Here is a 13900-nt window from a genome sequence, read left to right as displayed (position 1 = left end):
CGTAATTAAGTGGTGTCGGTAATGACAAAAAAGACAGTGATACGGTCAATGGCCGTGATATTGGGCACATTGTGCCTGACAGGATTAACAGGGAATCAGGGTGTGATGGCGGCTGATAAACAGCCGGAATTCAACTGGCAGGCAGCACCAACGGAGGAAATGCGGGCCAGTCTGACATTGCGGGATGCCATCTTGCGGGCGTTTGCGCGAAACCCACAAATTGCGGAAGCGGCGGCGCAAATCCGCGTGGGCGGCGGGAATCTCGATGCCGCGAAAAGTGCGTGGTATCCGCAGGTGTCCTTACAGGGTGCGGCGGGGCAATCCCGGCAGACCTATTCGTCGGGCGATCAGAGCAGCACTGGCTCCGCGGGCATACAGCTCAGCCAGTTGCTTTGGGACTTTGGTAAAACCAACGGCAGCATTGGCGAGCAGGAATACCTGTCGGATTCTTATCGTTTTTCTCTCTACAGCACCATGACCGACGTGGCACTGAGCACGATGCAGGCGTATCTCTCGGTAAAACGCTATCAGGCTCTGGGCCTGGCGGCGCAGGATAATATTGCTTCGCTGACGCGCGTCAGGGATACCGCCAAACTGCGTGCGGATGCTGGCCTGAGTTCGCAGTCAGATGTCTTACAGGCGGAAACCCGCATTGCCGGTATGAAGGCGACCGTCGAGCAATATCGCGCTCAGGAGCGATCGGCGCAGGCGCAGCTGACCGTGCTGACCGGTGTGGTCTCCAACAACTTACCGGATTTGCCGCAAAGCCTTCTTAATCAGAAAGTCACTCTCGACAAAATCCCTTATGAAAACAGCACGCTGGTTCGGGCCGCGCAGGCCAAGCAACAGGCGGCGATCGAACAGGTCAATCAGGCTGAGGCGCAACACTGGCCGACGGTAAAAGTCCAGGCAGGCCGCACCCGTTATGACAATAACGGGACGACCGGTTCTTACTGGGATGACCGGCTACAGCTGGCCGTGGATGCGCCGGTTTATCAGGGGGGCGCGGTGAGTGCCAAAGTCCGGGCGGCAGAAGGGCAGCGGCAGGCGGCGCAGGCGGATGTCGAAAAAGCCAAACTGGATATCAATCAGAAAGCCTCGACGGCGTATGCAGACATGATCGGGGGGCAGCAGCGCAACCTGGCAGGTGAAGAACAATATGCCAGCGCAACACACACCCGCAGCGTGTATCAGGACGAATACAAACTGAGCAAGCGCAGCCTTAACGATTTACTCAGCGTTGAGCAGGACGTTTTTCAGGCCGACACCATGCGCATCGGTGCACTTTACGACGGCTGGGATGCGACGGTGCGGTACGCGGCGGCAGTGGATAATCTGGTCGATATGTTAGGCATCGACCGGCAGAAACAAACGGGTGACACCATCCCGGCGCTGTAAGGCGAAACAGCCCGGAGATATACCAGAAGCATTCGATATCGAGGTTGAAAATGAGTAACGAAACAACAACACCTTTGTCGATCGACGTCTGGATAAGCGCTATGGGGCGCGTAGCCGAAACATTCGGTAAGCCAGCAGATCCGCTTTATCTTCGCCAGCAAATGCGCTGGTTCGAACATCAGCCGTTACGGCGTCAGCTTGACCGGCTCAGTGGCCTGATGGGATTGCAGGTCGGGATGGTCAGCTGGAATCAGGTGCGCTGGCGTCAGGAGGTTTTGCCGGCGGTAATTACCCTTGAACAGGGGGGGATTGCCGTTCTGGAAAGTCTTCATGATGACGGAATGGTGGATTACTGGCTCAGCGACGGCGGTGATTTACTGCGTTCGGCAGAGCTGGTCACGATACTTGAGCAAAGTGCCGGGCCGGTTTTTCTGGTTGGCGTTGCGGCACGCGGGCGTGATGAGCGTATCGACCAGTTTGTTCAGCCGCACCGTAAGCACTGGTTTTGGGAGAATTTCAGAGGGGCAGGACGCAAAATCGCGGAAATCTCTCTGGCCTCTGTTTTGGGTAACGTGCTGGCGCTGGCTGGGATTTTGTTCTCGATGCAGGTCTATGACCGGGTGATCCCGGCGCAATCCTATCCGACCCTGTGGGTACTGTTTTTCGGTGTGGTGCTGGCGGCCATTATGGAATATGTCATCCGCCTGATGCGTACGCTGGTGTCTGATCTGATGGGTAAGAAGGTCGATCTTAAAGTATCGTCGCTGTTCTTTGTCAGGGCGATGAACATCAAAAATGATGACCGGCCAAAATCCACCGGCTCCTTTATTTCCCAGTTGCGTGAAATCGACCAGGTACGCGAACTGCTGACCTCAACCACCATCAGCGCTGCGGCGGATATGCCTTTTGTGTTGCTGTTCCTCGGCATCATGTTTTTCATTGGCGGCCCGCTGGTGATCATCCCTCTGCTGGCGATCCCGCTCATTGTCATTCCCGGCATTCTTATCCAGTGGCCGATGGCAAAACTGGCCAAAGAGGGCATGCGGGAAAGTGCGCTGCGTAACGCGGTGCTGGTGGAAACCATTGAAGGCATTGAAGACATCAAAGCTTTGCAGGCGGAAGCGTATTTCCAACGGCAGTGGGAACAGACGCATGAAGTCAGTGCCGCCGTCGGGATGAAACAGCGTGTCTGGGGCGCACGCCTGACCGGCTGGGCTTCGACGGTTCAGCAACTGACTTACGGGGGCATGCTGGTATTTGGGGTGTATCTGGTGCTGAACGGCGAGATAACGACCGGTACGCTGGTTGCCAGCAGCATGCTGTCCTCACGGACTATTGCGCCTCTGATGCAACTGACGATGGTCTTCTCCCGCTGGCAGCACGCCAAAAGTGCCATGCACGGGCTGGATGAATTGCTGAAAAAGCCTATCGACCGGCCCGCTGACGCCGAGTTGTCGCATTGCCCGACGCTGAGCGGCCATTTCAATGTGCGTAATTTGCAATACACCTACGACAAAGAAAATGCGCCTAACGTGCTGGGTATCGGGCAACTGGAAATCAAACCCGGCGAACGTGTGGCGATCCTCGGTAAAGTTGGCGCGGGTAAATCCACGCTGCTGAAATTGCTTTCCGGCCAGGCGAGCCCGTCGCAGGGGAAAATCCTGATCGATGGCGTGGACATGACGAAAGTCGAACCGGCAGATATCCGCCGCCAGCTGGGTTATCTGTCGCAAGATTCACGGTTGTTCTTCGGCACGCTGCGCCAGAACCTGATGCTCGGCTATCCGCATGCTACCGATCAGGAAATGTTGCAGGCACTGCGTATCAGCGGTGCGCTGTCGATGGTGCAGGCTGATGCCTCAAGCCTTGATAAAATGATCAATGAAGGCGGGCGGGGGTTATCTGGTGGTCAGCGCCAGATGGTGATGCTGAGCCGCATGATCCTGCGTAACCCGCAGGTGGTGCTGATGGATGAGCCCACCGCATCGATGGATGAACAACTGGAGGAGTACGTCATTCGCCAGCTCCACGCCTGGCTGGTCGGGCGCACATTGATTGTGGTGACGCATCGCCCGGCGCTGCTCAAACTGGTGGACAGAATTGTGGTGATGGATAACGGGCGCGTAGTGGCTGACGGACCGCGGGATCAGATACTGGCGAAAGCAGCCAGCAATACACTGGCTCCGGCGGCTGCCGTCGTAGCCGATAACAAACAAGGCGCAGCCTGAGCTGCTAAGGGCATCGTATGGCACATGTTACATTGCACGATGAGCTGGATGCAGAAAACCGCAAAGTCTCGTGGATTATCTGGGCGATACTGGCCAGTCTGGTGATTTTCTTTGTCTGGGCACGCTTTGCTGTGTTGGATGAAGTGACGGTGGGGACGGGGAAAGTCACGCCGTCCAGTAAAGCGCAGCAGATTGATTCGCTCGACGGCGGTGTCATCCTGAAACTGATGGTTCAGGAAGGGTCGGTGGTGAGTCGCGGACAGCTTCTGGCACAGCTTGATCCCACCCGTTCGCAGTCAAATTACGGGGAGGCTGCGTCACGCGTCAGAACCCTTCGCGCTTCTTCTGAAAGGCTGAGTGCAGAACTGACCGGCGCGCCGCTGAAATTCAGCCCGGAAACCATGAAAGCCCCGGAGCTGGTCGCGCGTGAACGCCAGCTTTATCTGTCGCGTAAACAAAATCGTGATGAAACAGTTGGCAATCTCCAGCAGTCTCTCAAACTGGTCAATGACGAAATTAACATGACCCAGCCGCTGGTCGCGAAAGGGGCAGCAGGGCAGGTGGAGGTGATCCGTCTGAAACGTCAGGCCAGTGAGCTGCGCGGTAAAATTGACGATGCGGTCAACCAGTATGCGGTAAGGGCGCGTGAGGAGCAGGTAAAAAACAACGCCGATCTGGACGCTGAATTGCAGGTGATGGCGGGGAAAGAAGATCAGGTCACACGCTCCGAGCTGTATTCACCAGTACACGGAATTGTTAAAGATATTCAGGTTTCCACCGTCGGTGGTGTTTTGCAGCCAGGGGGCAAATTGATGGAAATCGTCCCGATTGAAGATCAGTTGCTGATCGAAACGCGCATTAACCCGCGTGATATCGCGTATATCCGACCGGGGCTTCCGGCAACGGTGAAAATATCGGCCTACGACTCTTCTATTTATGGTGACCTGGACGGGAAAGTTGAAGGCGTTTCGCCGGACACCTTACAGGATGAGGTGAAGCGCGATCAGTATTATTACCGCGTGTATGTCCGGACGGATAAAGCGTTCCTGACCAACAAAGCCGGACGCCAGTTCCCGATTGTGCCGGGGATGGTGGCGAACGTAGATATCAAAACCGGCCAGAAAAGCGTTCTGGACTATCTGATTAAACCATTGAACAAAGTGAAGGAGTCGCTGAGGGAGCGGTAAGTTAACAGGTAAGCCGCCTGTTTTTTCGGCTTTTAAAAGCCTGAAATTTCAGGTTAAAGCCTTGGGGTGCCATCCAGACTGGCAAAACCTTGGGCTCGCCGCCCAAACTGGCCCAAAGGGCGCGTTAACGCGCGCGCCCTCTGGACACCCGCGCTTTTTAACTGCGCGCTGCCGCTCGCTGGCTATGTTCCAGAAACTTCGGCTATTGCCGCAAACGCCGCCGCTGCGCGGTACTTTCGCTTCGGGTTCGAATCTGCTCGGAAAAGACTTTCGCTGTTTCTCACCTCTCACTCAACGTCGTTTTGAAAGCGGCCACAGACTTTCTAAATCGCAACCTCACTGCGGATTGCTACTTAAAAATACCGTTGAATTTAGATAAGCCCCCAGCCGCTTTCAAAAAGCATGCTGAATTACATAGCCAGTGGCCGCTTTCAGAAAGCTTGCCGAGCGAAGTGTTTCGAGACCAATGGCTCGAAACCGAGTAAGGGAACCGCGCAGCGGCAAGTTTTCGCGGCAATAGCTATTGTGTCTGAAACATAACCAGCAAGCGGCAGCGCGCAGTTAAAAAAACGCAGGATTCCAAAGGGTTTCGTTTAAAACCCTTTGGGCCAGTTTGGGCGGCGAGCCCAAGGTCTTGCCGGTTTGGGTGGCAACCCAAGGTTTTGATCTAAGCGATCACCGCATATGAAAAACCTAAATTTGCACCTTTCCAAAAGGTACAAAACTCCAGTATTAGCTTATTCCAGCGGCTCTTGGCGCAGAAACTCCGCGACCGGATCTTCCATTTCGGCTTTCCGTTTATCCTGCCATAAATTCATTCGTGCCCGCAGTGAACCGTTGAGATCCTGATGCACCTGTTTTGCGGCTTCGGATTCTGGATTTAACGCCAGCACAAACTCCATAAACTTATCCGCCGTATAACGGTTCTTCTTCACGCCGGTGCCTGTAAGCCAGGCCATACCCAGCGTGTAAGCCGCTTCGGCGCGCTCGGGATGCGCAGGATTTTGCAAAATATCCGGTAACCAGATTTCCGCCGCCTGGCGTTTTTCAGTCTCTGAACCATTGTCCAGTGCACAACTGGCGCGGAAGTAGGCGGCGGATAAATGCCCGGCTTCCATTGCCCGCTGATACCAGTGCATAGCCTGTTCGTAGTCCGGTTCTGCGCCAAGCCCTTCACGCAGGGCGTTAGCACAGGTAAACATAGCCGGAACCAACCCGGAACGCGCGGCGCTGAGCACGCAATCCATCGCGTTGCTGTCGTTGTGGTATTGCTCCGGGACATCCTGATGCCAGCTGTTGCGGTAAAAGAAATACAGCTCGTAGCAGTGAATGGCGCTGCCGTGGCGGGCCATTTCAGTCATCAGGTAATGGGCCGCATCAATATCGTCATTGATTGCCATATCGTGGGCCAGCGTGACCAGATCTTTAACCGGTTGCTCGTCACCGGATTGCTGCATCAAAGACCAGGCGTGCTCCATTAACCCGCTGCTCAGCTCCGGTCTGGCAGGCAATCCGTACAAACCATATTGCAGGGCGGCGGCGGCAAAGCCGACCAGCACCGGATCGGTGGCCTGACTCAGCGCGCGGGTCAGCAGTTGCGTCAGCACCGGTAATCCTTCCTGGTGGCCGTTCGCCAGCACCGCACGGGAGATAAACAACGCGGCAAAGTGGCCGGGCATCGCCTGCGGGGAAACCGCGAAGAGATCCTGATAAACCGCCAGCCCGGCCTGATCGTCATCCTGCCAGTAAGCCATGCAAATCCCGGCCAGATCCAGCAGACGGATACGGGTTTCCGGCACCAGGGGCTGAGCCAGTAAGCCTGCCAGGCACTCCTGCAATTGCGCAGCGCGTGGGGATCCCAGGTCTGCAATATCGCCGGATAAGGCATCGCACAGGGCATTTGCACGGAACTGGTTGCGTTCATCGTCGGTAAATTCAGCACACAGCGGGCTGTCGATAATCAGCATCTGCTGCTCATCGCCGCCGCCCCAAAATGCGGAATGAAATAAAAGATAGGATTCCATCGTGCCGACGTCCGCGTGACGTACTGACATCGCCATGCGCAGCCAGTAATCCAGCGCTTCTTCGTCCGCTTTGCGGGTTTGTTGCAGGGCAGCAGGTAAGGACTGTGGCCAGTGCGTCGCGGGTTCAAAACCGAGTGCATGAATGTGCGCGATGCCCGCCTGCCAGATTTCACTGCCCTGAATCGAAAACTTTTCATGCAGCGGTTTGGGAATTTCACCGGCGAATAAGGATTTCAGCCAGTAAGGTTCGCCGAAGCCACCGCTCAGATTCATCATATGACGGAATGCATGCGTCGGACGTGCGTGCAATTCTATGGCGCGCAGGAAAGCCAGAACGGCATAATTACAGCACAACTGGGCACCGAGCCACTGGTGATCTTCGATGTCTTCTTCATTGGGCGCCTGGCGGATCACCCAGGCATTTTCGTGCCAGACCATCCCCAGCAAAACATGTGCATGATAGCTCTGCGGACATTGCTGCGCCCAGTCGCTGAGGATCTCCAGCGGATTCAGCGCCTGGAACTCCGTGCCGCCAAACAGCGTGGACGGATGCATTAATAATCCGTAATCGCTGTGGCTTTCGCCCTGATTCTGCCAGCCACGCATTTGTGACAACAGCCACTCGTCGAGTTTGAGAAAACGGCGGGTTGCCAGAAGCATTCTGGCTTTAGAAATGTTGTCGGGCTGGTGATCCTGTTGTGGCATGAGGTTCCCTGAACGGTTGAATAAGTAAGGTATTGCGTGGCACGGGCAGTCTAACGGTCTTCCCCGGAACGAACAGCGGGATTGGTCTGACTTTCACTATAGTAACGGATCTGAACCGCAGGTGACCAACAAAGCCTCTCCATAATGTCGATAATAATGATTAATAATTTTCCTAAAATATCTTATTAATTTAAAGGATTAGATATCGACTATTAAGAAAATCGTAATTGAGAAGATGGAGAAAGTGTGGGGTAATTATGGAGAAGTATTGTCAACCCGCGCGATATAATTAGTGATGAATATCACAATGAGTAATTATCTCTTTGGAAAACAAAAAAAACCGACCCAAAAGGGTCGGCTGTTGTTTCCACAAAACGGGGAATGAGGGTAATAAAATAACAAATAATGATGATAGCGAGAGAGAGTATATATTATTGCTGAATGTATGCTTTATCACTTAGTGCGGTAAGTATTTTTTATATGTTATTGTTTTTAAATGTTTTTAAGCTAAATTAGCTTTGCGTGCTTTATTTTAACAAATATTGCAAGGTTTAAAATTGCTCAATATTAATCTTTTGTTACACCTTTAAATATAAAGGAAATGTCTTAACTAATTTCGTATCATTTTCTTTCTGGATTAATAGTATTTATATCCAGAGAATGGAATTGCCATGTCGGGCCAAAATTCATACCGATACTCAAAAGCGTTAAACAGATTTAAATCAGTAAAAACGTGTACTTTACATTCAGTGGCGCGGTCCGACACCTATCGAGGACAAAAAATGAAACTCCGTGTTCTTTCACTCATGATCCCTGCATTGATTGTTGCGGGCTCAGCAAGTGCGGCAGAAGTTTATAATAAAGATGGTAATAAGCTGGACCTTTACGGTTTAGTTGATGGTTTACACTACTTTTCAAACAACGCGGGTAGCGACGGCGATCAGAGCTACATCCGTCTGGGTTTCAAAGGCGAAACGCAGATTACTGATCAACTGACCGGTTACGGCCAGTGGGAATATCAGGTTCAGGCTAACCAGGACGAAGGATCCAGCAACACGTCATTCACCCGTTACGGTTTCGCTGGTTTGAAATTCGGCGACATGGGCTCTTTCGACTATGGTCGTAACAACGGCGTAATGTATGACGTCGCGGCCTGGACCGATATGCAGCCTGAGTTTGATGGCTCCACCTACGGTGCTGACCAGTTCCTGTATCAGCGTACCAACGGTGTGGCGACCTACCGTAACGACAACTTCTTCGGCCTGGTCGATGGCTTGCACTTTGCTCTGCAATATCAGGGTAAAAACGACAGCGGTGGCTCAGAACTCGGTACCCGTGATGTGCTGATGCAAAACGGTGACGGTTACGGTATGTCCCTGAGCTACGATATTGGCGCGGGTGTCAGCGTGGCAGGTGCATTCTTCAACTCTGATCGTACTGACGAGCAAAACACGGCGCCTGGCGTGATGGGTTACGGTAAAAAAGCAGAAGGTTACAGCGGTGGCCTGAAATATGATGCCAACAATATCTATCTGGCAGCGATGTATACCCAGGCTTACAATGCTTCACGTTTCGGTACTTATAAGGATTCAGAAGCTTTCGGTTATGCGAACGAATCCCAGGCCTTTGAAGCCTACGCAAGCTACCAGTTTGATTTCGGCCTGCGTCCGTTCGTGGCCTATAACCAAACCCGTGGTAAAGATTTAGGTTCTGATAGCCTGGGTAATAACTACCAAAATCAGGATCTGGTTAAATTTGTTGACCTGGGGGCGACCTACTACTTCAACAAAAATATGTCAGCTTACGTTGACTACAAAATTAACCTGATCGACAGCAGCACCTTCACGGATAACGCTGGCATCAACACCGACGACGTTACCGCCGTAGGTCTGGTATACCAGTTCTAAGAGTGCCTTTCTCAGACACAGAATAGCGCTTAGCACTAAAAGAACGCGGCCTCTGAAGGTCGCGTTTTTTTATGCGTCTGGCGCACCCGGACCTGAGTGATTTCGACTTCTGGCAACTTCAGGCTGATTTTTGGTGGATCAGATGCAGCGGCGGGGAAACATCGAGTTCGATGTCAGGATTCTGACGGAATTCATGCGGCGTAATATTGAAACGCTTGCGGAACATGTAGGTGAAATGCGACTGTGAGCCGAAACCGAAATCCATTGCGATATCGAAAATGGGGGTCTCACTGCTGCTCAGCTGATAAACAGCGCTCGCCAGACGTCGTTCCCTGATGTACTTCCCCAGAGAAATGCCTGTCGATTCTTTGAACAATTTTTGCATGTGCCAGAGCGAATAGCCTGAATACTCAGCCAGTTCTTCAAGGTGGATCACACGGCCAAGGTGGCCTTCAATCCATTTGCTGAGTGCGCAGACAATAGCGATATGAATATCTTGAGCCATAACCAGTCTGTATTAAGGTTGAATATCGCTATTATACACGACTTCGCCATGATGGCGTGGCAGGTGTTGCTCAGCGGCGTACAACGGCGGAAGTGAACAAAAATGGCCCGCTGAGCAGGGCTGGCAAACAGCCTGACGGGCCATGACTTAACGTAACAGGATCCAGTGAATTAATCGGGCGATGCCATCGTCCACCAGTACTATCCCGACGAGAATAAGAACAATAAAAATCACAAAGTTCTTACCGGTTGGCACAGTGATGTCTCCCTTTATCCCCTCAGGGTTTGGAACTCAGTTACCAGGGACCACTGCCCTGCATATTCAGTGCAATAACGCCTAAGCAAACCGCGACAAATATCAAAAAAACGATAAGAAGCCGTTTCATTCGTTTCTTACAGAGCGTGCGCTCTTCCTCCGGCATGGATCATTGGCTAATAAAACATGCGCACGTTAACCGCTTATCTTCGTGAGATCCAGTCTGTCAGGGATTTTTATCGCGTTCGTTTAACCATCCGTTGCCGGGCGTCTCACTAGATCCGTTTTCTGACCGCCGTTGATGATAGTCGTTGGCGGTGTTTCCGGCACCAATGCATCAGGCGCAATATTCATATGGTTGAGGATTTCACCCATAATTTGCCCAAAGATCGGGCCTGCGACCGACCCGCCAAAGTGCTTGCCGGCCTGCGGATTATTGACCATAACCACCAGCGCTACGCGCGGATTACTGGCCGGTGCTACGCCTGCGGTATAGTTGATGTAACCGCCATCGTATTTACCACTTGTCCCCATTTTTTCTGCCGTACCGGTTTTAATCGCCAGACGATAGCCTGGAACAGCAGCGCTGAGGCCGGAGCCCCCCGGCAGGGCGTCACTTTCCATCATATGAATAACGGTTTTCACCACGTCAGCCGACATTACGCGGGTGCCCAGCACCGGCGGTGTCACCTTGGTAATGGATAGCGGGCGGTAAATGCCTTCTGCGCCAATCGTGGCGTATTCGCGGGCAATTTGTAGCGGTGTGACACGCAGACCATATCCAAACGAGAAGGTCGCGCGTTCGATATCTGCCCACCGGTCACGGTGCAAAGGGAAATAGCCGCTGCTTTCGCCACCGATGCCTAAGTCTGTTGCTTTGCCCAGGCCAAAAGACTGGTAAAGCTGGACCAGAACGTTGGCGGGCATGGCCAGAGCAATATGTGAAACCGCAATGTCGCTGGATTTTTGTAAAATGCCGGTGATGGTGAGCGCCGGCCAGTGGCCGACGTCTTTAATCAGGTGTCCGTTTACGGTGTACGGATGCGTATCGAGAACGGAGTCCGGGCGGATCATATGACGATTCAGGCCCGCCATGACCACCAGAGGTTTGACGGTTGAACCTGGCTCAAAGCTGTCGCTGATTGCCACGTTTCGCATATCTTTTGCCTGAACGCCGGCATAGTTATTCGGGTTATAGGAAGGGTAGGATGCCATCCCTAATATCTCACCCGTACTGACATCCACCAGAACGGCAGCACCGGATTCAGCCTGGTTGAGCATGACACCATCACGCAGGCGGGAATACAGCACGTACTGCATAAAGCTGTCGATGCTCAGGTTAATGGTCGGCGGTTGTTGTGGGGCCACTTCTTTTAATATGCCGACCACATTGCCATGCCGGTCCTGGCGATATTCGCGCATGCCCGGTTTGCCTTGCAGCAATGTGTTAAAGCCTTTTTCGATGCCGGTTAGACCCTGATTATCCGTCCCAACGACGCCGACCAGGTTTGCTGCGGCTTCACTCATCGGATAATAACGGCTGTCATCGTTCTGGCTGCTGACACCACCCAGACGTAACTGGCCGATATCTGCCGCAATGCCTTCTTCAATTTTACGGCCGAGATAAACAAAGCGACGCTGAGGATCGCTGGTAATCATTTGTTGTAACTGGGAAAGCGGCATATTCAGCGCGGAGGCCAGATACTGCCATTTAGGGCTGTTCAGATCACTGTGCAATTCGAGAACGCGGAACGGGTCGGCAATAATATCTTTCGATGCCACACTCAGCGCCAGCGGATGCCCGTTGCGGTCCACGATGGTGCCGCGCCCGGCCGGAATAATGCTTGAACGCAGAGAGCGGGAGTCTGCCTCTTTTTCCAGCATGGGTTGGCTGAGAAGCTGCAGATAGCCGATACGGCCAAGAAGGAACACCATACAGCAAACGATACCGAGGCAAATCAGCGCAAAGCGCTTGGCGTAAAAATTAGGTTGGGCGCTGGATTTCTTTGGGCTCGTTGGCATGGCTGTTTCGCAAAGTCATTGACGTGTTTGAAGCGAAAAGCGATGAAGCGGCGGACACATTGCCGGATAAAATTAACCCAGCCTGTACCCGGTATAAGTGCAACTCATCGCTCTGATAGATAATGAATTTCGTATAACACGCACATCTTATATTAAGCCATAGCTATGGATTGTTTATTTCAATTGCCCTTTGTAAGCAAGTGCAACGGTGGAGTGCATTTTTACTCCACAGAAAGCCAATCGTCGGCTTCTTCAAACATTTCTTCTAACATTTGGTTTAATTGCGAACGTTCCTGCTTGCTGGCGCCGTGGGTGTTCAGCCCGTTAGCCTGCATCGGTTTCACTTTTACTTCCGCTTCAGGAAACAGCCGGTGAACCCGTTTAACCAGTTCTGCTTCAATTTTTTCGCTGGCATTGGGGATGCCGGAGACATTCCGTTTGTCAAAAATCAGTTCGACCCGCATAGCTTTCCTCATAAAAAGACAGGGAGAAATAACTGGTGAAATATACAGTGTTATCTTTGCGGGTCCAAGCAGTTTTTAGCCTGCTATTTTGAAAATTCCCCGACCGTTGAGGCGCTGGCGGTTGTGGGGGCGGCGGAGATCTAATTCGGGGCCAGCCGGAACGATGCCCGTTGGATTGAGCCACAGAATGCCGTAATACCCTTGTTTAATATGCGCGAGGTTGACGGTGTCGCTGATCCCATGCCACTGATAGAGTTCGCGCAAATAATTTGAAAGATTAGGATAGTCTTCGATACGCCGTACGTTACATTTGAAAGCACCGTGATAAGCGCTGTCGAAACGTACCAGGGTAACAAACAAACGCCAGTCAGCTTCGGTGAGATATTCACCTGCAATATAGCGGTGGCTGTCTAAGTGAGCTTCCAGCGTGCCCAGCGTGCTGAAAAGCCGGGTGACCGCATCATTGTAGCTTTCCTGTGTTTTGGCAAAGCCGGTTTTGTACACACCGTTATTGACGTCGTGATAAATAACTTCGTTCCAGCGGTCGATCTCCTCACGCAGCGGGGCAGGGTAGAAGTCATCCTGATTACCGTTCAGCGCGTCGAAAGCGTGGTTAAGGATACGAATGATGTCAGCTGATTCGTTGTTCACGATGCGGCCTTCCTGGCGATCCCACAAAACGGGCACAGAAACTTTGCCGGTGTAATGTGCATCGCTGGCGGTATACAGTTCATGAACGTGGCGAATGGCCGGGATTTTATCTCCGACATCCTGCGGCTCATCGAACGTCCAGCCATTTTCGCCAATGACCGGTTGTGCGATGGAAACGGAAATAAACTTTTCCAGCCCTTTCAGATGGCGGAAGATCAGCGTGCGCGAGGCCCACGGACACAGATAAGAAACGAAAAGCTGGTATCGTCCAGCCTGTGGCTCAATGTGTGTTTCACGAAAGGCCGTTTCTTCACGATGAAACGCGCCGTTTTTAATTTCTTCTTTCGCGACGTCGCCGCTTACCCATTTTCCGTTGACCAGTCCAGACACGATGGATGCACTCCGCTGAATTTTTATGATGTTGTTATTGTGAAGCCTCCAACGTAACGGTTTCGGGCCACGCAATAAACGACATAATTTTCAAAAAGAAGGTCAAATAATTTGAACGCAGGGAGGCCAATAAAAAAGCCAACCGGTCAGGGTTGGCTTTTCGT

The 13900-nt window shown here is 52.5% G+C and carries 9 protein-coding genes; 4 read left to right on the top strand and 5 right to left on the bottom strand.

What is annotated here, in order from left to right; genetic code table 11:
* Positions 1–21: 21 nt before the first annotated feature.
* The 3 genes from CWS43_RS06345 to CWS43_RS06335 are packed head-to-tail and all read left to right on the top strand — an operon-like array spanning position 22 to position 4813.
* Positions 22–1398: a TolC family outer membrane protein gene (locus tag CWS43_RS06345; RefSeq protein WP_101076077.1), complete on the top strand. Its 1377-nt coding sequence runs from the start codon at positions 22–24 to the stop codon at positions 1396–1398.
* Between the two features lie 50 nt (positions 1399–1448).
* Complete coding sequence (locus CWS43_RS06340) at positions 1449–3626, top strand: type I secretion system permease/ATPase (protein ID WP_101076076.1); 2178 nt, start codon at positions 1449–1451, stop codon at positions 3624–3626.
* A gap of 17 nt (positions 3627–3643) precedes the next feature.
* Entirely contained in the window at positions 3644–4813 is a 1170-nt protein-coding gene (locus tag CWS43_RS06335) for an HlyD family efflux transporter periplasmic adaptor subunit (RefSeq protein WP_101076075.1), read from the top strand.
* Positions 4814–5550: 737 nt separating this feature from the next.
* On the opposite strand, the gene CWS43_RS06330 is transcribed toward CWS43_RS06335, so the two are convergent.
* Complete coding sequence (locus CWS43_RS06330; RefSeq protein WP_101076074.1) at positions 5551–7542, bottom strand: DUF4034 domain-containing protein; 1992 nt, start codon at positions 7540–7542, stop codon at positions 5551–5553.
* 782 nt (positions 7543–8324) lie between these two features.
* On the opposite strand from CWS43_RS06330, the gene ompC reads away from it, so the two are divergent.
* On the top strand, positions 8325–9449 hold the full coding sequence (gene ompC / locus CWS43_RS06325) for a porin OmpC (protein ID WP_101076073.1): 1125 nt from the start codon (positions 8325–8327) through the stop codon (positions 9447–9449).
* Positions 9450–9567: 118 nt separating this feature from the next.
* Here ompC and CWS43_RS06320 read toward each other — a convergent pair whose 3' ends face one another.
* The 4 genes from CWS43_RS06320 to CWS43_RS06305 form a co-directional block, all read right to left on the bottom strand.
* The gene (locus CWS43_RS06320; RefSeq protein WP_101076072.1) at positions 9568–9954 is read right to left on the bottom strand and encodes a helix-turn-helix domain-containing protein; all 387 of its coding nucleotides are present in this window, start codon (positions 9952–9954) and stop codon (positions 9568–9570) included.
* A gap of 504 nt (positions 9955–10458) precedes the next feature.
* The gene (locus tag CWS43_RS06315; protein ID WP_101076071.1) at positions 10459–12231 is read right to left on the bottom strand and encodes a penicillin-binding transpeptidase domain-containing protein; all 1773 of its coding nucleotides are present in this window, start codon (positions 12229–12231) and stop codon (positions 10459–10461) included.
* A gap of 221 nt (positions 12232–12452) precedes the next feature.
* Complete coding sequence (locus CWS43_RS06310) at positions 12453–12695, bottom strand: DinI family protein (RefSeq protein WP_101076070.1); 243 nt, start codon at positions 12693–12695, stop codon at positions 12453–12455.
* A gap of 75 nt (positions 12696–12770) precedes the next feature.
* Positions 12771–13736, bottom strand: coding sequence for a glutathione S-transferase family protein (locus tag CWS43_RS06305; protein ID WP_101076069.1), 966 nt, complete (start codon positions 13734–13736; stop codon positions 12771–12773).
* Between the last annotated feature and the right edge of the window lie 164 nt (positions 13737–13900).

It is taken from the genome of Rahnella sp. AA, from assembly GCF_002834385.1.
Classification (GTDB): domain Bacteria; phylum Pseudomonadota; class Gammaproteobacteria; order Enterobacterales; family Enterobacteriaceae; genus Rahnella.
The sequence above is the reverse complement of the archived record's forward strand: the minus strand, read 5'-3'. Positions and strand labels throughout refer to the sequence as shown.

Excerpts from the sequence above, each read along its gene's own strand:
- CWS43_RS06345 (WP_101076077.1), top strand. The coding sequence starts at position 22 with ATGACAAAAAAGACAGTGATACGGTCAATGGCCGTGATATTGGGCACA.
- CWS43_RS06340 (WP_101076076.1), top strand. The coding sequence starts at position 1,449 with ATGAGTAACGAAACAACAACACCTTTGTCGATCGACGTCTGGATAAGC.
- CWS43_RS06335 (WP_101076075.1), top strand. The coding sequence starts at position 3,644 with ATGGCACATGTTACATTGCACGATGAGCTGGATGCAGAAAACCGCAAA.
- CWS43_RS06330 (WP_101076074.1), bottom strand. The coding sequence starts at position 7,542 with ATGCCACAACAGGATCACCAGCCCGACAACATTTCTAAAGCCAGAATG.
- ompC (WP_101076073.1), top strand. The coding sequence starts at position 8,325 with ATGAAACTCCGTGTTCTTTCACTCATGATCCCTGCATTGATTGTTGCG.
- CWS43_RS06320 (WP_101076072.1), bottom strand. The coding sequence starts at position 9,954 with ATGGCTCAAGATATTCATATCGCTATTGTCTGCGCACTCAGCAAATGG.
- CWS43_RS06315 (WP_101076071.1), bottom strand. The coding sequence starts at position 12,231 with ATGCCAACGAGCCCAAAGAAATCCAGCGCCCAACCTAATTTTTACGCC.
- CWS43_RS06310 (WP_101076070.1), bottom strand. The coding sequence starts at position 12,695 with ATGCGGGTCGAACTGATTTTTGACAAACGGAATGTCTCCGGCATCCCC.